A 21,253-nucleotide genomic window follows, 5' to 3' on the forward strand; every position below is an offset into this window, starting at 1 on the left:
CGTCGCATGTGTGGCATCACCGGTATTGTCGGTAAGTCGAACGTCAATCAGGCGCTGTATGACGCGCTAACGGTCCTTCAGCACCGCGGCCAGGATGCTGCCGGTATCGTGACCAGCCATGACGGCCGGTTGTTCCTGCGCAAGGACAATGGTCTGGTGCGCGACGTCTTCCAGCAGCGGCACATGCAGCGCCTGGTCGGCCACATGGGTATCGGCCATGTGCGCTACCCGACCGCGGGCAGCTCGACTTCGGCCGAAGCCCAGCCGTTCTACGTCAACTCGCCTTACGGCATCACCCTGGCGCACAACGGCAACTTGACCAACGTCGAGCAGCTGGCCAAGGAGATCTACGAGTCTGACCTGCGCCACGTCAACACCAACTCCGATTCGGAAGTGCTGCTCAACGTGTTCGCCCACGAGCTGGCCGTACGCGGCAAGTTGCAGCCGACCGAAGAAGATGTATTCGCTGCGGTTTCCCATGTGCACAGCCGCTGCGTCGGCGGCTACGCGGTGGTGGCGATGATCACCGGCTACGGCATCGTCGGCTTCCGTGACCCTAACGGTATCCGCCCAGTGGTATTCGGCCAGCGTCACACCGACGAAGGCGTCGAGTACATGATCGCCTCGGAAAGCGTGGCGCTGGACGTGCTCGGCTTCACCCTGATCCGCGACCTGGCGCCGGGCGAAGCGGTGTACATCACCGAAGAAGGCCAGCTGTACACCAAGCAGTGCGCGACCAACCCGCAGCTCAAGCCGTGCATCTTCGAACACGTCTACCTGGCCCGTCCTGACTCGATCATGGATGGCGTCTCGGTGTACAAGGCGCGTCTGCGCATGGGTGAGAAACTGGCCGAGAAAATCCGCCGCGAGCGCCCTGAACACGACATCGACGTGGTTATCCCGATCCCGGACACCAGCCGTACCGCCGCGCTGGAGCTGGCCAACCACCTGGGCGTCAAGTTCCGCGAAGGGTTCGTCAAGAACCGCTACATCGGCCGTACCTTCATCATGCCCGGCCAAGCCGCCCGCAAGAAATCGGTCCGCCAGAAACTTAACGCCATCGAACTGGAGTTCCGCGGCAAGAACGTGATGCTGGTCGACGACTCGATCGTGCGTGGCACCACGTGCAAGCAGATCATCCAGATGGCCCGCGAGGCCGGTGCGAAGAACGTCTACTTCTGCTCCGCCGCTCCGGCGGTGCGTTACCCCAACGTCTACGGCATCGACATGCCGAGTGTTCACGAACTGATCGCCCACAACCGTACCACCGACCAGGTGGCCGAGTTGATCGGCGCCGATTGGCTGGTCTACCAAGACCTGCCAGACCTGATCGAATCGGTCGGTGGCGGCAAGATCAAGATCGAGCATTTCGATTGCGCAGTGTTCGACGGTGAGTACGTCACCGGCGACATCGACGACGCCTACCTGGAACGCATCGAGCAGGCTCGCAACGATGCGGCCAAGGTCAAGACTCAGGCAGTCAGCGCGATCATCGACCTGTACAACAACTGATTTGGGAGCGACGGCATGACTGATCAATGGGATGCCGGGCGACTGGACAGCGACCTCGAGGGTGTCGGTTTCGACACCCTGGCGGTACGCGCCGGTCAGTACCGCACGCCGGAGGCTGAGCACAGCGACCCGCTGTTCTTCACCTCCAGCTATGTATTTCGCACGGCTGCCGATGCGGCTGCGCGCTTTGCCGGTGAAACACCGGGCAACGTCTATTCGCGCTACACCAACCCGACCGTGCGTGCCTTCGAAGAGCGCCTGGCGGCGTTGGAAGGCGCAGAACAGGCCGTGGGTACGTCCACTGGCATGTCGGCGATCCTGTCCACGGTGATGGCACTGTGCAGCGCCGGTGACCATGTGCTGGTGTCGCAGAGTGTGTTCGGCTCGACCATCAGCCTGTTTGAGAAGTATTTCAAGCGCTTTGGCGTGCAAGTGGACTACGTGCCGCTGGCTGACCTGAGCGGTTGGGAGCGGGGCATCAAGGCCAACACCAAGCTGCTGTTCGTCGAGTCGCCATCCAACCCCTTGGCAGAACTGGTGGATATCGCTGCGCTGGCCGAGATCGCCCATGCCCGTGGTGCAATGCTGGTGGTGGACAACTGCTTCAGCACCCCGGCGCTGCAGCAGCCGCTCAAGCTCGGGGCCGACATCGTCGTGCATTCGGCGACCAAGTTCATCGACGGCCAGGGCCGTTGCATGGGCGGCGCCGTGGCGGGGCGTAGCGAGCAGATGAAAGAAGTGGTGGGCTTCCTGCGCACTGCGGGGCCGACTTTGAGCCCATTCAACGCCTGGGTGTTCCTCAAAGGCCTGGAAACGCTCAAGCTGCGCATGCGTGCCCATTGCGAGGGCGCCAAGGCGCTGGCGCAGTGGCTGGAGCAGCAAGAGGGCGTGGAGAAAGTCCACTACGCCGGTCTTGCCAGCCATCCACAGCATGAGTTGGCCAAGCGCCAGATGAGCGATTTCGGCGCAGTGGTGAGCTTTGAGGTCAAGGGCGGCAAAGACGGCGCCTGGCGCTTCATCGATGCCACGCGTCTGCTCTCGATCACCGCTAACCTGGGTGATAGCAAGACCACCATCACCCACCCGGCCACCACCTCCCACGGCCGTCTGTCGCCGCAAGAGCGCGAGGCTGCCGGAATCCGCGACAGCCTGATCCGCATTGCAGTGGGCCTGGAAGATGTCGCTGACCTGCAAGCCGACCTGGCACGTGGGCTGGCTGCGCTGTGATCGACTGGAAGGGCGGCGAACCGGGCCATAACGGGCGGGTAGCCCTGGTTACCGGTGCCGCACGCGGCATCGGCCTGGGCATCGCTGCCTGGCTGATCTGCGAAGGTTGGCAGGTGGTACTCAGCGACCTTGACCGCCCGCGCGGCGCCAAGGTGGCGAAGGCACTTGGCGACAATGCCTGGTTCATCACCATGGATGTCGCCGACGAAGCCCAGGTCAGTGCCGGGGTCTCCGAGGTGCTTGGGCAGTTTGGTCGGTTGGACGCGTTGGTGTGCAACGCGGCCATTGCCAACCCGCACAACCACACTCTCGAGAGTTTGAGCCTGGCTCAATGGAATCGGGTGCTGGCGGTCAACCTCAATGGGCCGATGCTGTTGGCCAAGCACTGTGCACCTTATCTGCGCGCCCATGGCGGGGCGATCGTCAATCTGACCTCGACCCGTGCGCGCCAGTCCGAGCCCGATACCGAGGCTTATGCGGCGAGCAAGGGTGGCCTGCTGGCGCTGACCCACGCCCTGGCGATGAGCCTGGGTCCGGAGATCCGGGTCAATGCAGTCAGTCCGGGTTGGATCGATGCGCGTGATCCTGCCCAGCGCCGTGCCGAGCCATTGAGCGAAGCTGACCATGCCCAGCATCCTGCGGGCAGGGTAGGGACCGTGGAAGATGTCGCGGCGCTGGTGGCCTGGCTGTTGTCCAGGCAGGCGGGGTTTGTCACCGGCCAGGAGTTTGTGGTCGACGGCGGCATGAGCCGTAAGATGATCTACACCTGAGCGGTAAGCAAAAAGAGACGAAGAGGCCATAGGGCCTCTTTTTCGTTTCTGCGCGAGGATGGTGGTGTTGCCAGGGCCAACCTCTTTACCGGCAAGCCCACTCTGCAGAAGACCTATGGTTTTCGCTCTTTTTGAAAAAAAATTCAATGGGGGTATTGACTTAGCATCGGTACCTGCGTAAATTTCGCGGCCTCAGCGAAGCAAACGTAACACGCAACACAAGCAGCACAATGGGTGATTAGCTCAGCCGGGAGAGCATCTGCCTTACAAGCAGAGGGTCGGCGGTTCGATCCCGTCATCACCCACCACTTCCTGAGATGTTCCTGAACTTGGAGCCTTCGCAAGAAGCTTCCTAATCGAGAGGAACAGGACGCAAGTCCACTATGCGCAGCGGTAGTTCAGTCGGTTAGAATACCGGCCTGTCACGCCGGGGGTCGCGGGTTCGAGTCCCGTCCGCTGCGCCACTTTTCTCCAGATGGGTGCTTGTCACCGGTCTGAGGTACTAAGGCCAAGCCTTGGTGCCAGATCCCAGTTTCAATCGGGCGCAAGCCTGAACGATACGCAGCGGTAGTTCAGTCGGTTAGAATACCGGCCTGTCACGCCGGGGGTCGCGGGTTCGAGTCCCGTCCGCTGCGCCATCTTCTGCTACGAGGCCCCTTGAACGCCTCGCAGCGAAACAAGAGAAGCGATCAAGATATCGCTTTTTTTGTGCCTGACTTCCAAGTGCGACTTGGAAAGCAGATCCCAGTTTCAATCGGGTGCAAGCCTGAATGATACGCAGCGGTAGTTCAGTCGGTTAGAATACCGGCCTGTCACGCCGGGGGTCGCGGGTTCGAGTCCCGTCCGCTGCGCCATCTTCGCCTCCAGGCCCCTTGAACGCCTGAGGCAACACAGAGAAAGCGACCTTCGGGTCGCTTTTTTTGTTTCTAAAGCCTAGTGTTTCTCCATGGCGCAAGATTTACACGAACCTGACAGTGTCTTCACCGATCAGCGGTTTCAGTACCGGGTGATGTGATGCACAATAGGCGCCATTCGTCTTTTTCCGGTATCTAAGATGTCCAGATCATCCGTCTTCGGTGCGCTCGGGCTGGCCCTTGTGCTGGCGGGCGTATCCGGTTGCTCCTCAAAAAAAACCGCAGTCTACGAGCACGAGAACTTCGATGACTCGGGCACCTTCTCGCGCAGCTTCCCGGTCAGTGAAGCCGGCTCCTGCGAGGCCGCCCGTCGTGCCTTGCTCAGCCAGGGCTACATCATCACCAGCAGCGGTGCCAATCAGATCGCTGGTAACAAAAGCTTTCAGCAGAACAGCGAAAACCACCTGCAGATCAGCTTCAACGTCACCTGCGCGCCTGACAGCAGCGACGAACAGCGCTCGACCATGTTCGCCAACGCCCTGCAGGATCGCTATGCGCTGAAAAAATCCAACACCTCTGCCAGCCTTGGCGTCGGTGTATTGGGCTCGGTGTCGATGCCCATTGGCTCTAGCGACGACTCCATGGTCAAGGTTGCCAGCGAGACGGTGACTGCGCCGCAGTTCTACGAGCGTTATTTCGCCTTGGTCGAAAGCTTCCTGCCCAAACCGAAGAAAACCAAGAAGGCCCAGCCCCAGGCTGAGGCGCCGAAAGCTGACAAACCAGCGCCGGCCTTGGGCTTGCCTGAGCAGGCACCTTCCGCCTTGGCGCCAGCACCGCAGGGCACGCCTGCGGTTGCCGCCAGCGAGCAGCCTGCGGCTACAGCACCGGTCGAGGCACCGATTGTAGCGCCTGCGACTGAGCCCATTGCGCCCCCTGCGCCGGCCGCGGTTGCGCCTGCCAGTGAAGTCCAGCCAGCGCCGGCGGTGGATGACAGTCAGGGCTCCCAGCCGATTGCGCCGCCTAGCGAGGCTACGCCAATCCAAGTGCAGCAACAGGCTCCCGTCACTGAGCCGGCTCCTGCGCCGCTTTAATTGATCACGGGGGCTGTGCCGGCCTCTTCGCGGGCAAGCCCGCTCCCACAGGCACCCCGTTGAGTTCGAAGCCAGCGCGGTACCTGTGGGAGCGGGCTTGCCCGCGAAGAGGCCGGCGCTGCTAGCGCATAAACTTCTGTTACAGCTTGCCCCTGATAACGTTTCGAACCACTGCTACGTTTACCACTCATAAGACTGTCATCAATGGTTCATCCGGCCGGCTTAGCTTGGCCTGGACACTAAACAAGTCATGAGTGAAGAGGACGTAGGGCGATGGACGATTATCAAGAAGAACTGCTCGAATTCCAGGCCTACGAACTGGACATCCCGGAACCTGTCGACGACGCCACCGAGCTCTAGCCGGTGCGCCGCTGATGGCGGCGAAACTCTCCCGGTGTCAGGCCCGTCCAGCGCTTGAATGCGCGCTGGAAGGCCTCAGCCGAGGCAAACCCTAACAGATAGGCGATCTCGCCAAAGGCCAGTTCCGTGTCGCGTATATAGGTCTCGGCCAAGTCGCGCCGCGTGTCGTTGAGCAGGTTGCGAAACCGCGTGCCTTCTTCGGCCAGCTTGCGCCGCAAGGTCCAGGTCGGCAGTTGCAGGTGCTGCGCCACCTCTTCCAGGTCAGGTTCCCGACCGCCATTGAGCAATGGCCCGAGCAGATGGGTAATGCGCTCGCCAAGGCTACGCACACGGGTGCGCTGGGCGAGTTCTGCCTCGCACAGCTGTAACAGGTGCTGCCAAGTGCTGGGGCAGTGCTGGGGATTGGCCAGCGACAGCGTTTCTCGACTCAGGTGCAATTGATTGTGCGCCGCGCCGAACTGCACGCTGTTGCTGCACAGGGCTTGGTACTGGCTTGCATAGCACGGGGCGTCGAATTCGATGTCCATGCGCTCGGCCACCACCTGTACCCCTGCCAACTGGCCCAGCTGGGCCAGCCAGCCGGCCAGCAGCGAGTCGACCACGAAGCGGTTGTAACCGTTGTAGGGGCTGATCGAGTAGAAGCGCAGCCAGGCGCCCTGAGCGTCCTCGATGAACAGCGAGCGGCCGCGATAGTTGGCCGCATACAGTGGCTCGTAGCGCAGCAAGGTGCGCGCAGCTTCACCTACGCTGGGTGCTTGGGCTGCCGTGACGCCAGCCAGGCCCGCTTGCGCAAGGCGGCTCAATTGCCCCATGCGCAGGCCCAGCGCCGGATCGCCACTGAGCTCGATGGCGGCATGCCCCAGGTGCATGTAGCGCGGAATCGACAGGCGTGCACAGGGCTCGGCAACACGCGCCGCATCCAGCCCATAGCGGTGCAGCAGCGGCAGCGGGTCGTGGCCTGCCTGGCGCAAGGCCTCGGCCAGCGGCTGGACGAAACCTACCGAAAGGTCACCCAGGCGTACGCGGGGGCGCGGCATCGGTCACAACCACAGGTTGAGCAAGCGCGCACCAGGGTGCTGGCTGCCGGCCAGTTGCTCGCCAGCATGGTTGGCAAAACCTTGGCCATCGCCGCCCAGCTCCCAGAACTGGCCACGCAGAAACACGCTCATGCTGGTGATGCCGGCGTTGGCGGCCAAGGTCAGTTGTTGCCAGGCCGTCTGCTCGCTGACCTCGCCGCGCTGCACCGGCAGGTTGGCGGCAGCATCCTGATGGCGGTTACCGCGCCAAGGTGCACTCCAGCTGCCCTTGCCGCTGAGAAACACCGGATTGGCGATCAACTGCACCGATTGCCCAGCCAGCTGGCGGTAGTTTTCTGGGTACCAGCTGTCGCTGCCCACCAGCACGCCAAGCCGACCCGCGGGGGTCTGAATCACTTGCAGGGGGTGCTTGCGACCGTCATGAATGTAGCGGCGCACCTCGCTGTCGGGGAATTGCTGCAGTTGTGGCTGACCGAGCACGGCGCCATTGCTGCCGAAAACCAGGCTGCTGTTGAACAGCGGGCCGTTGCCCGCATACAGCACACCTTTTTCCACATAAGGGGCCGGCAACACGATCGAGCCCGCCACCAAGGTTACGCCGAACTCCTTGGCCAGGCCGCCAAACAGGGTTTGATAGTCGGCGGCCATTTGCCCGGCCTTCATCCGTAGATGGGCGTCGGCGCGGCGATCATCGCCGGTGGCCCAGAGCATGGCCAAGCCATAGCGCAGCGGGTTGCTCAACTCTAGCCACTGCACCGCCTCGCGCTGCTGGGTGACCTGGTACAGCTGGTTTTTTTCGCCGCGCGCCCACAACCAGGTGCCGATGTGTTCAGGCAGCACGACCACTGTGCGCGAGTTGATCAAGCCTTGGCCGCGCGCTTGTTGCAGATAGGCCGACAGCTTGCGGTGCAGGCGTTGCAGGTTCTGGTAATCACTGGGGTTGAGCTGCGGCTCGACGCCCAGCAGGTTGCCGTGCTCGCCCGGCACCCCCTGGTTGAGCGCCAGTTCGATGCGCAAATCGGAGAGGTAGTGGCCTTCCGGACGCTGCAGGGTCCAGAAACCATAGCCACACAGGGCGGCGATCATCACCAGCGCCAGGGCGCTTGCCAGGAGTTTGCGCATGAAGCGGTCAGGCACCATCGGAACAAAGGTGTCCTAGGGTAGACCTGCTGTGCAGCAGGATCAATAAGTTGTCAGTTTCGATCATTGAGCCGGTTCAAACGGCTGTTTAATGTCGTCACCAGATAAACGACGGGGCCCGCGTGGTACGTGAGGCACCCGCATACCGTGATCACGCCACATGGGGAGTACATCCATGGCCGCCGACCGTTACCCGCACCTGCTCGCCCCGTTGGACCTGGGCTTCACCACGCTGCGCAACCGCACCCTGATGGGCTCGATGCACACCGGCCTCGAAGAGCGCCCAGGCGGCTTCGAGCGCATGGCTGCGTACTTTGCCGAGCGCGCCCGTGGCGGGGTTGGCCTGATGGTCACCGGCGGTATTGCGCCAAACGATGAAGGTGGGGTGTACTCGGGCGCGGCCAAGTTGAGCACCGAGGAAGAGGCCGACAAGCACCGCATCGTCACCGACGCCGTGCACGCGGCGGACGGCAAGATCTGTTTGCAGATCCTCCACGCTGGGCGCTATGCCTATAGCCCGCGGCAGGTGGCACCCAGCGCCATTCAAGCGCCAATCAATCCGTTCAAGCCCAAGGAGCTGGACGAGGAGGGCATCGAGAAACAGATCCACGACTTCGTCAACTGCGCAGCGCTCGCCCAACGTGCCGGTTACGACGGCGTCGAGATCATGGGTTCGGAAGGCTACTTCATCAACCAGTTCCTCGCCGCGCACACCAACCAGCGCACCGACCGTTGGGGTGGCAGTTACGAGAACCGCATGCGTCTGGCGATCGAGATCGTCCGCCGCGTGCGTGCAGCGGTAGGGCCGAACTTCATCATCATTTTCCGCCTGTCGATGCTCGACCTGGTCGAGGGCGGCAGTAGCTGGGACGAGATCGTGCTGTTGGCCAAGGCCATCGAAAAGGCTGGCGCCACCCTGATCAACACTGGTATCGGCTGGCACGAGGCGCGCATTCCGACCATCGCCACCAAAGTACCGCGCGCGGCCTTCAGCAAGGTCACCGCCAAATTGCGCGGCGAGGTGCAGATTCCGCTGATCACCACCAACCGCATCAACACCCCGGAAGTGGCCGAAGCGGTGCTGGCCGAAGGCGATGCCGACATGGTGTCGATGGCCCGGCCGTTCCTGGCCGATCCAGACTTCGTCAACAAGGCCGCTGCTGGCCGTGCGGATCTGATCAATACCTGCATCGGCTGCAACCAGGCCTGCCTGGACCACACCTTTGGCGGCAAGTTGACCAGCTGCCTGGTCAACCCGCGCGCCTGCCACGAAACCGAGCTGAACTACCTGCCGGTTGCCCAGGCCAAGCGCATCGCGGTAGTTGGCGCCGGCCCGGCTGGGCTGGCCGCCGCCACCGTGGCCGCCGAGCGTGGTCACCAGGTGACCCTGTTCGATGCGGCGGGCGAAGTTGGCGGGCAGTTCAACGTGGCCAAGCGGGTGCCCGGCAAGGAAGAATTCTTCGAGACCCTGCGCTACTTTGCCAACAAAGTGAAGTCCACTGGGGTCGAGTTGCGCCTCAATACCCGGGTGGGCGTCGATGAGCTGGTGTCCGCCGGCTTTGACGAGATCATCCTCGCCACCGGTATCTCCCCCCGTAACCCAGCCATCCCCGGCATCGACCACGCCAAGGTGCTCAACTACCTGGACGTGCTGCTCGAGCGCAAACCGGTGGGTAACCGCGTGGCAGTGATTGGCGCGGGCGGGATTGGTTTTGACGTTTCCGAGTACCTGGTACACAAGGGCGTGGCTACCAGCCAGGACCGTGAAGCGTTCTGGAAAGAGTGGGGTATCGATGCCCAACTGCAAGCCCGTGGCGGCGTTGCCGGGATCAAGGCCCAGCCACACGCGCCGGCGCGCCAGGTGTACCTGCTGCAACGCAAGAAAACCAAGGTCGGCGATGGCCTGGGCAAGACCACTGGCTGGATTCACCGCACGGGTTTGAAGAACAAACAGGTGCAGATGCTCAACAGTGTCGAATACCTCGGGATCGATGACGACGGCCTGCATGTGCGCATCGGCGAAGGCGAGCCGCAGGTGTTGGCGGTGGATAACGTGGTGATCTGCGCAGGCCAGGAGCCAATGCGCGAATTGCACCAAGGCTTGGTTGCGGCGGGGCAGTCGGTGCACCTGATCGGCGGCGCCGATGTGGCAGCAGAGTTGGATGCCAAGCGGGCGATCAATCAAGGCTCGCGCTTGGCGGCTGAGCTGTAGGCATCTGGGCTGACTAAGCGGGGCAAGCCCGCTCTTGCAGGGATCTTCACAACCTCTGTGGGAGCGGGCTTGCCACGCGATAGCATCGGCCCAGGCAGCTGATAGACTCGCCCCATGATTGCTGATTTCGACTGTCTCCCCATCGCCCCACTGCAACGGTTGCCAATCCCATGGCTCGACCACGCCCGCATCCAAGCTGCGGTCTTGCGCCTGGACCTGATCGACCCGCTGATCAGCGGCAACAAATGGTTCAAGCTGCGCGATCACCTGATCCAGGCTAAAAACGCCCAAGCCCCCGGCCTGATCAGCCTCGGCGGTAATCATTCCAACCATCTGCACGCCCTTGCCGCCGCCGGCAAGCGCTTTGGCTTCGCCACCGCCGGCCTGCTTCGCGGCCATCCCCAAGACACGCCAACCGTGCGCGATCTTCAAGCCCTGGGCATGCACCTACACTGGCTCGGCTATGGCGGCTACCGCGCGCGCCATGAACCGGGTTTCTGGGCGCCGTGGCAGGCGCGTTATCCAGGTTGGCAGTGCATCCCCGAAGGCGGAGGTGGCTTGGCAGGTGCGCAGGGTTGCCGGCTTATCGTCGAGCAGGCGCAGGTCCAGTTGGGTGCGCTAGGCTGGGATGATTACGATAGCTGGTGGCTCGCAGCAGGGACTGGCACGACCCTGGCCGGCCTGGTCCTGGCCGAGGCGGGCAGGCGCCCGGTACACGGGGCGCTGGCTGTGCCCGCTGATCACGGCGTTGCGCAGACGGTTGCAGGCCTGGTCGGCGAAAGCGGCTACCAGTTGCACGATGCCTGCCGTGGCGGCTTTGCCCGCATCGATGCCGAGCTGCTGGCCTTCATCGAGCGAACCGAGCGCGACAGCGGCCTGCCGCTCGAGGCCCTGTACACCGGCAAGGCCCTGCTGGCCCTGCGTGAGCAAGCCGAGGCAGGCTTGTTTGCCCCCGGCAGCCGCCTGATTTTCGTGCACACAGGCGGGCTGCAGGGCCGCCGCGGTTACTTGTAGGGCAGCATGCGCAGCAGGGTGTTGTCGCGCCGCACGTAGTGGTGATACAGCCCGGCCAGGGCATGCAGGCCAATCAGCCAATAGCCCCAACTGCCAATCCGCTCGTGCCAGCCCTTGATGAACTTGGCCTGATCCGGGTCGGCGCCAATCAGCGCGGGCAGTTCCAGTCCATAGAACGGAATCGGCTTGTCCGCCGCGCTGAGAATCAGCCAGCCGGCCAGCGGCAGGCCGATCATCATCAGGTACAGCAGCGCGTGTACCAGGTGGCCAAGGCCCGTCTGCCAGGCCGGGGGCTTGGGTACGATCGCCGGCGCCGGGCGCAGCATGCGCATGGCCAGGCGCAGCCAGACCAGCACGAACACCGTCAGGCCCAGCATGAAGTGCAGGTCTTTCATCAGATTGCGCTCGGCGCTGTCCTTGGGGAACAGGCCGCGCAGCTCGATGCAGGCGTACACGGCTGCCAGCAGCACCAGCATCAGCCAGTGCAGGGCGATCGACAGGCGTGCGTAGTGTGAGGCGGGGGTGGATGACAGCATGGGCGGTCCTCTTGTTCAGGTCATCAGGTCGAAAACGGCGCTCTTGCTGGCACCTGGCTTAACTCTACCCGCTGGCTGGAATATTTCTTTGCTTCAGATCGAGTAAACAGTGCCGACATAGCAAACTGGATGATGGCACTGAGCTATTGACTCTGGCGTATCCGCTTCACCTATCGCACAAGGATTCTGTGTAAATGAAACACCTCCCGACTGCCGCCAAGGCAGCGCTGTACTCGACCTTTTCCACGCTGCTGCTGGGCTGCCAGCAGACCCCCGAGGCGCTCAAGCCGATTAGTGCGATGACCATCCCGGTCTGCGTCAACGATCAATGCGCGGTGCTCGACCAGACCGGTGCGCTGCGCGTAGGGCCGGACAACGATTACCAGGCGATCTACGCCCAACCCATGACCGACAGCTTCATTTTTGGCCGCGACGGTTACTGGAACCTGGCCAGTGGCGATGGCAAGCAGGTGCTCAAAGCCAACTTCACCGACGAGTTGTACAGCCTGACTCCGGGCTACTTCGGCTTCGTGCGCGAGGGCAAGGTCGGGGTCATGGATGAGCAGGGCAAGGAAGTCCAGCCAGCGGTTTTCGATGATGTCTTCGTCGGCGGCGACAACGATTTCATCGTCTACGAAGTCAACCAAAAGCGCGGCATCCTCAGCGTCACTGGCGAGAAGGTCAGCGAACCACTGTTCGACTCGATGGTGGTGCGTGACGATTTCACCCAGCGCGGCAATTGGGTGCTGGCTGAGCACGATGGCCAAAGCTGGGGTTACAACCTGGCCAGCAAGGTGTTGCAGAAACTTGAGTTCGACAGCATCGAAAGCGCTGCCGATGGGCATCTGGTGGTCGCCAAGGAAGGCGTCACTGGCGTGGGGCTGGCCGATGCTGCGGGCAATCTGCTGATCCCGATCGGTCAGTACTCGCTGGGTACCCCTGGTGGCGGGTTGGTGGCGTTCAAGACCGCTTACGACAGCGCCTGCGGTTATCTCGACTACCAAGGCAAGGTGGTCATCCAGGCCACCTTCGAGACCTGTGAAACCTTCGGCAAGAGCGCTGGCATGGTGCAGCTGCGCCGCACCGAACAAGGTCGCGGCAAGGCTGGCATGATCGATCACAGCGGCAAATGGCTGATCGAGCCACAGTACGACTCGATCGGTGATGCAGGTCTGGGTGTGCTCGGCATGAGTGGGCATCGCCCAGGCTTCAATCACATCGGCAAGCTGCAGAGCGCATTTTTGGCCACCTACGGCACCGTCGACCTGGACCAGGGCACGGTAGTGTTCCAGCCCAGCTACAGGCAGATCGGGGTGATCACGTCAGAGCGCTTCGCCTTCTCCGAGGCCCAGTCGCCAAGCAAATCGATCAAGGTCTTTGGCATGGACAGTCCGGTGCAGACCGTGGGTGTGATGGACGCCAAGGGCAAGGTGTTGATCAAGCCGGAGCAGTTCGTGGCGGTCAAGCTCACTGCCGACCAGCATCATCTGCTCGCTGCCGAAGGCAGCACGGACGACGCCAACCGCGCGTTGTACAACCTCGATGGCAAGTTGCTGGTGCCGGCCAAGTGGCAGGACGTGCGAGTCGATGAAGCGCGTGGGGCGATCTTTGCCTACCAGGTGCAGGGTAATGGCGACGATGCCGTGCACAGCTTGCGCGCGCTGTATCGTCTGGATGGCAGTGTGGTATTCGACACCAAACGACTGCCCTGCGGGGCTGAACAGGTGGTCGATGGCAAGGGCAAGGTGCTCTGGCCGGCCGATCCGCAGGCGCATTGCCCGCAGGCGGAGCCGGTGGCTGATGCATCCTGACAGCCAGTAGATGGGTGTCGAGTGGATCGGCCGCTGAGTTCCTTGTAGGAGCGGGCTTGCCCCGCGATGAGGCCGGTCCACTCAACCCTTCAATCAGGCAGGTGCGGCCAACTGTCAGCCACCAGAAACACCCGCTCCACCTCCTGCCAAACGCCATCCTCACCTTGCTCCAGCCTGACCAGCAACTGCGCAGGCGCAAAGCCATCGAGCTGGGCCACCCAGCCATCAAAGCGCTCGGCTGTCCAGCACGCGGGCTGCTCGATGCGCGCCGGTGCCAGCCATTCATGCCGGGCCAAGGGCTGCCAACGGCCGTCCGCCAGGCGCGAGCGATAAGCCAACCAATCCCGCCGATGCAGCCAGCGCCCGCGCAGATGCTGGGCATTGGCGCCTGCCGGTGGCTGCGCATGCCCAGGGCTTGGGTAGAACAGATACCCCCCCAGCCATAGATGCGCCTGCACCTCGCTCACCCCCAGCGTCGCCAGAATCGCGCGGCTTTGCGGGCGAGCCGAAATCGGTAATTGATGCCCGAGCAGATGCGCCAGCTTGAGGTCCAGGCGGTCGTGGCAACCGGGGCCAAGCCAGTGCGCCGGATCATGCCCATCGCCCCCAGGCGGGCCGAGGTAGAGCTTGATCGCCAATTCCAGATGGTGCACGCCTTGGCAGTCGCGCAGCAGGATGTCCAGCTCGCCAAGCGTGTGGCCGCCCTCGCGGATGGCCAGGTTGGCGGCCAGCAGCTCGACGCCTGGGGCGTGGCTCAGGGCAAATTGCCAAAGACTTTCGTAGTACAGGCCCAGGCGCCGGCTGGTGAGCCGCGCCAGCCAGTCGCGCAAGGCGTGCTCGTCGCGATCCAGCGCCCGCAGCCAGTGGGCCAGGCGCTGTGGGTCCGCGGCCCAGGCACTGGCCGCCAGCGGATGGCGCTGGGGGCAGGGCGGGTCGTCCAGCAGGGGGGGCGACAGTATCGCCCAGGCCAGATCGCGCACGTGGGGGCGCTGCAGTTGGCGGGGCAGGTCGCTGAGGTCGGCGAACGGCGTCATCCTGCGAGCATAGCCGGTTTGCCGCTAGCCGGTCGTTTCGCCCATAATCCTCGTTATCGTTACCCGCCGCAGAGCCTTGCAGGAGCACCATGGAGCAATTTCGCAATATCGGTATCATCGGCCGCCTTGGCAGCTCCCAGGTGCTCGACACCATTCGCCGACTGAAAAAATTCCTCCTCGACCGCCATCTGCACGTGATCCTCGAGGACACCATCGCCGAAGTGCTGCCCGGCCACGGCCTGCAGACCTCCACGCGCAAACTGCTCGGCGAGGTCTGCGACCTGGTCATCGTGGTCGGCGGCGATGGCAGTCTGCTGGGCGCCGCCCGCGCCTTGGCCCGGCACAACATCCCGGTACTGGGCATCAACCGTGGCAGCCTGGGCTTTCTCACCGACATCCGCCCAGATGAACTGGAGGTCAAGGTCGCCGAGGTGCTCGACGGCCATTACCTGGTGGAAAACCGCTTTTTGCTGCAAGCCGAAGTGCGTCGCCACGGCGAGGCCATCGGCCAGGGCGATGCCCTCAACGACGTGGTGCTGCACCCCGGCAAATCGACGCGGATGATCGAGTTCGAGATCTATATCGACGGCCAGTTCGTCTGCAGCCAGAAGGCCGACGGCCTGATCGTCGCCACCCCGACCGGCTCCACCGCCTACGCCCTGTCGGCAGGCGGGCCGATCATGCATCCCAAGCTCGACGCCATCGTCATCGTGCCGATGTATCCGCACACCTTGTCGGGCCGGCCGATCGTGGTCGATGGCAACAGCGAGCTGAAGATCGTCGTCTCGCAAGACCTGCAGATCTATCCGCAGGTGTCCTGTGATGGCCAGAACCACTTTACCTGCGCCCCAGGCGATACCATCACGGTGAGCAAAAAGCCGCAGAAACTGCGCCTGATCCATCCGCTCGACCACAATTACTACGAGGTCTGCCGCACCAAACTCGGCTGGGGCAGCCGCCTGGGAGGTGGAGGCGACTGATGCTCGATCCGGCGCGAAGTTTCGACATCATTGGCGACGTGCATGGCTGTGCACAGACCCTCGAACGCCTGCTCGACACCCTCGGCTACAAGCGCGTGGCGGGTGTCTGGCGGCATCCAAGGCGCCAGGCGCTGTTCCTCGGCGACATCGTCGACCGCGGCCCGCGCATCCGTGAGGCGCTGCATATCGTCCACGACATGGTCGAGGCCGGCCAGGCGTTCTGCATCATGGGCAACCATGAATACAACGCCCTGGCCTGGGTCACTCCGGCGCTGCCGGGCAGTGGCAAGACGTTCGTGCGCGAGCACACCCCGCGCCATGCGCGGCTGATCGATGAAACCCTGACCCAATTCGCCCAGCATCCGGCCGACTGGCATGATTTTCTTGCCTGGTTCTATGAGCTGCCGCTGTTCGTCGACGCAGGTCGGTTCCGCCTGGTGCACGCCTGCTGGGACCCACGCCTGATCGAGCCCCTGGCTCAGCAGTACCCCCGAGGTTGCATCGACGAGCATTTCGTCCAGGCCTCGGCTGTTTCCGGCAGCTTCGCCTCGACCGTGTGCAACCGCCTGTTGCGTGGTACCGACATGCGCCTGCCGGACGGCTTGACCCTGACCGGCGGCGACGGCCTGACCCGGGCCTTTTTCCGTACCAAGTTCTGGGAAGAAGACCCGCAAACCTACGGCGATATCGTCTTCCAGCCCGATGCCTTGCCTGAAGCTGTGGCCAGTACGCCGCTCAGCCACACCCAGAAGAATGCCCTGCTGCGCTACGACGAAGACGAGCCGCTGCTGTTCGTCGGCCATTACTGGCGCAGCGGCCGGCCCGCGCCGATCCGCCCCAACCTGGCCTGCCTGGATTACAGCGCCGTGCTGTACGGCAAGCTGGTGGCCTACCGGTTGGATGATGAAACCCGCATCGACCCACACAAGTTCGTCTGGGTCGACGTCGACCGCCCGCAGGCCAATCAATGAACGTGATCGAAGTGCTGCGCCTGCCGCTGGCGGTCGACCTCAGTGGTTTCGTCAGCCTGCTGCGCCGTCTGCAGGTGCCGCATCGGGTGGTCGAGGAGGGCCAGGAGCAAGTGCTGTGGGCACCGCCGAACCTTGCTGAAGATGTGCGCCAGCTGTACCAGCGCTACCCCGAGGGCAATGACCAGATCGAACTGCCGGCCGAGACCCAGGCCGATCTGCCGCAGCGTCCGTCACTGGCTGAACAGGCCCGGGCCTGCAAGGTCACGGCCGGGGTCCTGCTGCTGTGCGTGGTGGTCGCCGGGCTTACCGGCCTTGGCGACAACCTGTCGACTATCGGCTGGTTCACCTTCCTCGATTTTCGCGTGCAGGGTGAATACCTGTACTTCACCTCACTGGCCCAGGGCCTGGCCGAAGGCCAATGGTGGCGGCTGGTGTCGCCGATGCTGCTGCACTTCGGGGTGCTGCACCTGGCGATGAACGGCCTGTGGTACTGGGAGCTGGGCAAGCGCATCGAACTGCGCCAGGGGCCATGGGTGTTATTGTGCCTGACCCTGTTGTTCAGCCTGGTATCCAACCTGGCCCAGCACTATGTGAGCGGGCCGAGCCTGTTTGGTGGCTTGTCTGGCGTGTTGTATGGGCTGCTCGGCTATGTCTGGCTCTATCAGTGGCTGGCGCCCAACCCGCATTACAGCCTGCCCAAGGGCGTGCTGGTGATGATGCTCATCTGGCTGGTGGTGTGCCTGTCGGGCGTCATCAGCCAACTCGGCTTCGGCCAGATCGCCAACGCCGCGCATGTCGGCGGCCTGCTCATCGGATGCCTTGCTGGCCTCTTGGGCGGTGGCCTTGCCCGGCGTAAACTGTCGGCTTGATTCAGGAGACCCTATGTCCACCTTCGCGCAAATGATCGAAAACATCACCCCGGAAATCTACCAGAGCCTGAAAACGGCGGTGGAGCTGGGTAAATGGGCTGACGGGCGCAAGCTCACCGTCGAGCAGAAAGAGCTGTCGCTGCAGGCGGTGATCGCCTGGGAGATGCAAAACCTGCCCGAAGAACAGCGCACCGGCTACATGGGCCCGCAGGAGTGCGCATCGAAATCCGCGCCGATCGCTAACATTCTGTTCAAGTCGGACTCGGTACATTGATCGAACTCGTTCGTGGCTCTTTGAGCAAGATGGCGGTGCGTCTTGAAGCACCGGTCGTGCAGTACAGCTTTCGCCTGGGCGAACAGCACGTGCCAGTCAATCCGCTGATCGGCAAATCGCTGCGCCTGGAATACCTCGGTGCCATTCATTGCAGCCATTGCGGCAAGCGCACCAAGACCAGCTTCAGTCAGGGCTACTGCTATCCATGCATGACCAAGCTGGCCCAGTGCGACATGTGCATCATGGCTCCCGAACGCTGCCACTACGACGCCGGCACCTGCCGCGAGCCGGCCTGGGGCGAGCAGTTCTGCATGACCGACCATGTGGTCTACCTGGCCAACTCGTCGGGGATCAAGGTCGGCATCACCCGCGCCACTCAACTGCCCACCCGCTGGCTCGACCAGGGCGCCAGCCAGGCCCTGCCGATCATGCGCGTGGCCACCCGCCAGCAGTCCGGTCTGGTCGAAGATGTGCTGCGCAGCCAGGTGCCCGACCGCACCAACTGGCGCACCCTGCTCAAGGGCGATGCCGAGGTGCTGGACCTGCCCGCCATCCGTGAACAGATCTTCGATGCCTGCGCCGATGGCATCCGCACCTTGCAGGAGCGCTTTGGCCTGCAAGCGATCCAGCCGCTGCCGCAAGCTGAGGTGGTAGAGATGCGTTATCCGGTCGAGGCTTATCCGAAAAAAATCGTCAGCTTCAACTTGGACAAGGACCCGATCGCCGAAGGCACCCTGCTCGGGATCAAGGGTCAGTACCTGATTTTCGACACCGGCGTGATCAATATTCGCAAATACACGGCCTACCAGCTGGCCGTGCATCAGTAAAAAGGACAGCCACATGCGCACCGAACAACCGCAAGTGATCTACCTCAAGGACTACCAGGCGCCCGAGTACCTGATCGACGAGACGCACCTGACCTTCGAGCTGTTCGAGGACCACAGCCTGGTCCATGCGCAACTGTTGATGCGCCGCAACCCCGCGCGTGGCGCTGGGCTGCCGCCGCTGGTGCTCGACGGCCAGCAGTTGCAGCTGCTTAGCGTGCAGCTGGATGACCAGCCGCTGTCCGCCGCCGACTACCAGCTCGACGACGACAGCCTGACCCTGCAGCCCAACGCCGCTAGCTTCACTCTCGACACCACGGTGAAGATTCACCCGGAAAGCAACACTGCGCTGGAAGGCTTGTACAAGTCGGGCAAGATGTACTGCACCCAGTGCGAGGCCGAGGGCTTTCGCAAGATCACCTATTACCTCGACCGCCCGGATGTGATGAGCACGTTCACCACCACGGTGATTGCCGAGCAGCATCGCTATCCGGTGTTGCTGTCCAACGGTAACCCGGTCGGCAGCGGACCGAGTGAGAACGGCCGGCATTGGGCGACCTGGGAAGACCCGTTCAAGAAACCGGCCTACCTGTTCGCCCTGGTCGCTGGCGACTTGTGGTGCGTAGAGAACAGCTTCACCCGTCAGTCCGGCCGTGAGGTGACCTTGCGCATCTATGTCGAGGAAGAGAACCTCGACAAGTGCGAACACGCCATGACCAGCTTGAAGAAGTCCATGCGCTGGGATGAACAAGTCTATGGCCGTGAATACGACCTGGACATCTTCATGATCGTCGCGGTCAACGACTTCAACATGGGCGCCATGGAAAACAAGGGCCTGAACATCTTCAACTCCAGCTGTGTGCTGGCCCGTGCCGAAACCGCCACCGACGCCGCCCACCAGCGCGTCGAAGGGGTCGTGGCGCACGAGTACTTCCACAACTGGACCGGCAACCGCGTGACCTGCCGCGACTGGTTCCAGCTGTCGCTCAAGGAGGGCTTCACGGTGTTCCGCGACGCCGAGTTCAGCGCTGACATGAACTCGCGCACGGTCAAGCGCATCGAGGACGTCGCCTACCTGCGCACTCACCAGTTCGCCGAAGACGCCGGCCCCATGGCCCATCCGGTGCGCCCGGACAGCTTCATCGAAATCTCCAACTTCTACACCCTCACAGTGTACGAGAAGGGCGCTGAAGTGGTCGGCATGGTCCGCACCCTGCTCGGCGCCGAGGGCTTCCGCAAAGGCAGCGACTTGTACTTCGAGCGCCACGATGGCCAGGCAGTGACCTGCGATGACTTCATCAAGGCCATGGAGGACGCCAATGGCGTCGATTTGACCCAGTTCAAGCGCTGGTACAGCCAGGCCGGCACGCCGCGCCTGGAGGTCAGCGAGGCCTATGACGGCGTTGCTCAGTGCTACAGCCTGACCTTCCGCCAGAGCTGCCCGCAGACCCCGGACAAGGCAGAAAAACTGCCGTTCGTGATCCCCGTGGCCCTGGGCCTGCTGGATGCCCAAGGCAATGATCTGCCGCTGCGCCTGCAAGGCGAAGCCGCGGCCCAGGGCAGCAGTCGCGTGCTGTCGTTGACCGAGGCCGAGCAGACATTCACCTTCCAAGACGTTGCCGCCAAGCCGCTGCCCTCGCTGCTGCGTGGCTTCAGCGCGCCGGTCAAGTTGAGCTTCCCCTACGATCGCGATCAGCTGATGTTCCTCATGCAGCACGACAGCGACGGCTTCAACCGCTGGGAGGCCGGCCAGCAGTTGTCGGTGCAGGTGTTGCAGGAACTGATCGGCCAGCACCAGCGTGGCGAAGCGCTCACCCTCGACCCACGCCTGATTACCGCGCTGGGCACGGTGCTGGGCAATGAGTCGCTGGACCCGGCGATGGTCGCCGAAATGCTCTCGCTGCCAGGTGAGGCGTACCTGACCGAGATCAGCCAGGTGGCGGACGTCGACGCGATCCACGCCGCCCGTGAGTTCGCCCGCAAGCAGATCGCCGAGCAGCTGTTCGATGCCTTGTGGACGCGTTATCAGGCCAACCGCGAAGTCTCGCGCAAGACGGCTTATGTCGCTGCGGCCGAGCACTTCGCCCGTCGCAGCCTGCAGAACATCGCGCTGTCGTACCTGATGCTCAGCGGCAAGCCGCAGGTGCTGGAGGCGACCCTGGAGCAGTTCGAGCAGTGTGACAACATGACCGAGCGTCTGACCGCGTTGGCGGTGCTGGTCAACTCGCCGTTCGAAGCCGAGCGCGCCAAGGCGCTTGAAGCCTTCGCCGAGCACTTCAAGGACAACCCGCTGGTCATGGATCAGTGGTTCAGCGTCCAGGCGGCCAGCGCGCTGCCCGGTGGCCTGGCGCGGGTCAAGGCATTGATGCAGCACCCGGCGTTCACCCTGAAGAACCCGAACAAGGTGCGTGCCTTGATTGGCGCCTTTGCTGGGCAGAACCTGGTCAACTTCCATGCGGCCGATGGTTCTGGCTATCGCTTCCTGGCGGACCTGGTGATCGAGCTCAATGCGCTGAACCCGCAGATTGCCTCTCGCCAGCTGGCGCCGCTGACGCGCTGGCGCAAGTATGACGCGGCGCGTCAGGCGTTGATGAAGGCGGAGCTTGAGCGGATTCTGGCTTCTGGGGCGCTGTCCAGTGATGTGTATGAAGTGGTGAGCAAGAGCCTGGCCTGAAACCGAGCTGAACCTATCGCGGGGCAAGCCCGCTCCCACGCGTGGGAGCGGGCTTGCCCCCCG

At 63.1% G+C, this 21,253-nt stretch carries 17 protein-coding genes and 4 tRNA genes; 17 read left to right on the top strand and 4 right to left on the bottom strand.

All coding sequences use genetic code 11. The features are described from left to right. Nucleotides 1–6 precede the first annotated feature (6 nt). The 8 genes from purF (at nucleotide 7) to OIU19_RS23340 (ending at nucleotide 5,454) form a co-directional block, all read left to right on the top strand. Nucleotides 7–1,512 carry an amidophosphoribosyltransferase gene (gene purF, locus OIU19_RS23305; protein WP_186557691.1) on the top strand — a complete coding sequence of 502 codons (1,506 nt, stop codon included), beginning with the start codon at nucleotides 7–9 and terminating at the stop codon, nucleotides 1,510–1,512. 15 nt (nucleotides 1,513–1,527) lie between these two features. Then, on the top strand, nucleotides 1,528–2,739 hold the full coding sequence (locus OIU19_RS23310) for an O-succinylhomoserine sulfhydrylase (protein ID WP_264236987.1): 1,212 nt from the start codon (nucleotides 1,528–1,530) through the stop codon (nucleotides 2,737–2,739). Continuing rightward, complete coding sequence (locus tag OIU19_RS23315; protein WP_264236988.1) at nucleotides 2,736–3,509, top strand: SDR family oxidoreductase; 774 nt, start codon at nucleotides 2,736–2,738, stop codon at nucleotides 3,507–3,509. Before OIU19_RS23310 ends, OIU19_RS23315 begins: the two co-directional genes overlap by 4 nt. A gap of 232 nt (nucleotides 3,510–3,741) precedes the next feature. Then, nucleotides 3,742–3,817 (top strand) — tRNA-Val (locus tag OIU19_RS23320). 79 nt (nucleotides 3,818–3,896) lie between these two features. Continuing rightward, nucleotides 3,897–3,973 (top strand) — tRNA-Asp (locus OIU19_RS23325). 97 nt (nucleotides 3,974–4,070) lie between these two features. Next, nucleotides 4,071–4,147: transfer RNA gene (locus OIU19_RS23330), tRNA-Asp, on the top strand. A 139-nt stretch (nucleotides 4,148–4,286) separates the two neighbouring features. Continuing rightward, nucleotides 4,287–4,363: transfer RNA gene (locus OIU19_RS23335), tRNA-Asp, on the top strand. Nucleotides 4,364–4,563: 200 nt separating this feature from the next. Continuing rightward, complete coding sequence (locus OIU19_RS23340; protein WP_264236989.1) at nucleotides 4,564–5,454, top strand: DUF2242 domain-containing protein; 891 nt, start codon at nucleotides 4,564–4,566, stop codon at nucleotides 5,452–5,454. A gap of 356 nt (nucleotides 5,455–5,810) precedes the next feature. On the opposite strand, the gene OIU19_RS23345 is transcribed toward OIU19_RS23340, so the two are convergent. Further along, nucleotides 5,811–6,851 (bottom strand): AraC family transcriptional regulator, encoded by a 1,041-nt coding sequence (locus tag OIU19_RS23345; protein ID WP_264236990.1) that lies wholly within the window; start codon nucleotides 6,849–6,851, stop codon nucleotides 5,811–5,813. A gap of 3 nt (nucleotides 6,852–6,854) precedes the next feature. Beyond that, a complete protein-coding gene (locus OIU19_RS23350; protein WP_264236991.1) occupies nucleotides 6,855–7,973 on the bottom strand; it encodes a carbon-nitrogen hydrolase family protein in 1,119 nt (372 codons plus the stop codon). 193 nt (nucleotides 7,974–8,166) lie between these two features. Between OIU19_RS23350 and OIU19_RS23355 the strand changes: the two genes are divergently transcribed. Together OIU19_RS23355 and OIU19_RS23360 are read left to right on the top strand one after the other, a co-directional pair. Next, complete coding sequence (locus OIU19_RS23355) at nucleotides 8,167–10,203, top strand: NADPH-dependent 2,4-dienoyl-CoA reductase (protein ID WP_264236992.1); 2,037 nt, start codon at nucleotides 8,167–8,169, stop codon at nucleotides 10,201–10,203. Between the two features lie 114 nt (nucleotides 10,204–10,317). Further along, on the top strand, nucleotides 10,318–11,217 hold the full coding sequence (locus tag OIU19_RS23360) for a 1-aminocyclopropane-1-carboxylate deaminase/D-cysteine desulfhydrase (RefSeq protein ID WP_372353342.1): 900 nt from the start codon (nucleotides 10,318–10,320) through the stop codon (nucleotides 11,215–11,217). On the opposite strand, the gene OIU19_RS23365 is transcribed toward OIU19_RS23360, so the two are convergent. Next, complete coding sequence (locus tag OIU19_RS23365; protein ID WP_264236993.1) at nucleotides 11,208–11,753, bottom strand: cytochrome b; 546 nt, start codon at nucleotides 11,751–11,753, stop codon at nucleotides 11,208–11,210. The two genes, OIU19_RS23360 and OIU19_RS23365, sit on opposite strands and share 10 nt — an antisense overlap. 194 nt (nucleotides 11,754–11,947) lie before the next feature. Here OIU19_RS23365 and OIU19_RS23370 point away from each other — a divergent pair, with 194 nt between their 5' ends. Continuing rightward, on the top strand, nucleotides 11,948–13,564 hold the full coding sequence (locus OIU19_RS23370; RefSeq protein WP_264236994.1) for a WG repeat-containing protein: 1,617 nt from the start codon (nucleotides 11,948–11,950) through the stop codon (nucleotides 13,562–13,564). Between the two features lie 89 nt (nucleotides 13,565–13,653). Here OIU19_RS23370 and OIU19_RS23375 read toward each other — a convergent pair whose 3' ends face one another. Then, nucleotides 13,654–14,598 carry a DUF1853 family protein gene (locus OIU19_RS23375; RefSeq protein ID WP_264236995.1) on the bottom strand — a complete coding sequence of 315 codons (945 nt, stop codon included), beginning with the start codon at nucleotides 14,596–14,598 and terminating at the stop codon, nucleotides 13,654–13,656. An 89-nt stretch (nucleotides 14,599–14,687) separates the two neighbouring features. Between OIU19_RS23375 and OIU19_RS23380 the strand changes: the two genes are divergently transcribed. Genes OIU19_RS23380 through pepN form a run of 6 tightly spaced genes read left to right on the top strand, consistent with a single transcriptional unit; the run spans nucleotide 14,688 to nucleotide 21,190 of the window. Further along, a complete protein-coding gene (locus tag OIU19_RS23380) occupies nucleotides 14,688–15,578 on the top strand; it encodes an NAD(+) kinase (protein WP_119139528.1) in 891 nt (296 codons plus the stop codon). After that, the gene (locus OIU19_RS23385) at nucleotides 15,578–16,549 is read left to right on the top strand and encodes a metallophosphoesterase (RefSeq protein WP_264236996.1); all 972 of its coding nucleotides are present in this window, start codon (nucleotides 15,578–15,580) and stop codon (nucleotides 16,547–16,549) included. The genes OIU19_RS23380 and OIU19_RS23385 overlap by 1 nt, the downstream gene beginning before the upstream one ends. Beyond that, entirely contained in the window at nucleotides 16,546–17,418 is an 873-nt protein-coding gene (locus tag OIU19_RS23390) for a rhomboid family intramembrane serine protease (protein ID WP_264236997.1), read from the top strand. The genes OIU19_RS23385 and OIU19_RS23390 overlap by 4 nt, the downstream gene beginning before the upstream one ends. A 13-nt stretch (nucleotides 17,419–17,431) precedes the next feature. Continuing rightward, complete coding sequence (locus OIU19_RS23395) at nucleotides 17,432–17,692, top strand: YeaC family protein (protein ID WP_186557290.1); 261 nt, start codon at nucleotides 17,432–17,434, stop codon at nucleotides 17,690–17,692. Continuing rightward, nucleotides 17,689–18,519 (top strand): DUF2797 domain-containing protein, encoded by an 831-nt coding sequence (locus OIU19_RS23400; protein ID WP_264236998.1) that lies wholly within the window; start codon nucleotides 17,689–17,691, stop codon nucleotides 18,517–18,519. The genes OIU19_RS23395 and OIU19_RS23400 overlap by 4 nt, the downstream gene beginning before the upstream one ends. Nucleotides 18,520–18,532: 13 nt before the next feature. Next, complete coding sequence (gene pepN / locus OIU19_RS23405) at nucleotides 18,533–21,190, top strand: aminopeptidase N (RefSeq protein ID WP_264236999.1); 2,658 nt, start codon at nucleotides 18,533–18,535, stop codon at nucleotides 21,188–21,190. Nucleotides 21,191–21,253 lie beyond the last annotated feature (63 nt).

The organism is Pseudomonas sp. BT-42-2 (assembly GCF_025847435.2).
GTDB lineage: Bacteria > Pseudomonadota > Gammaproteobacteria > Pseudomonadales > Pseudomonadaceae > Aquipseudomonas > Aquipseudomonas urmiensis.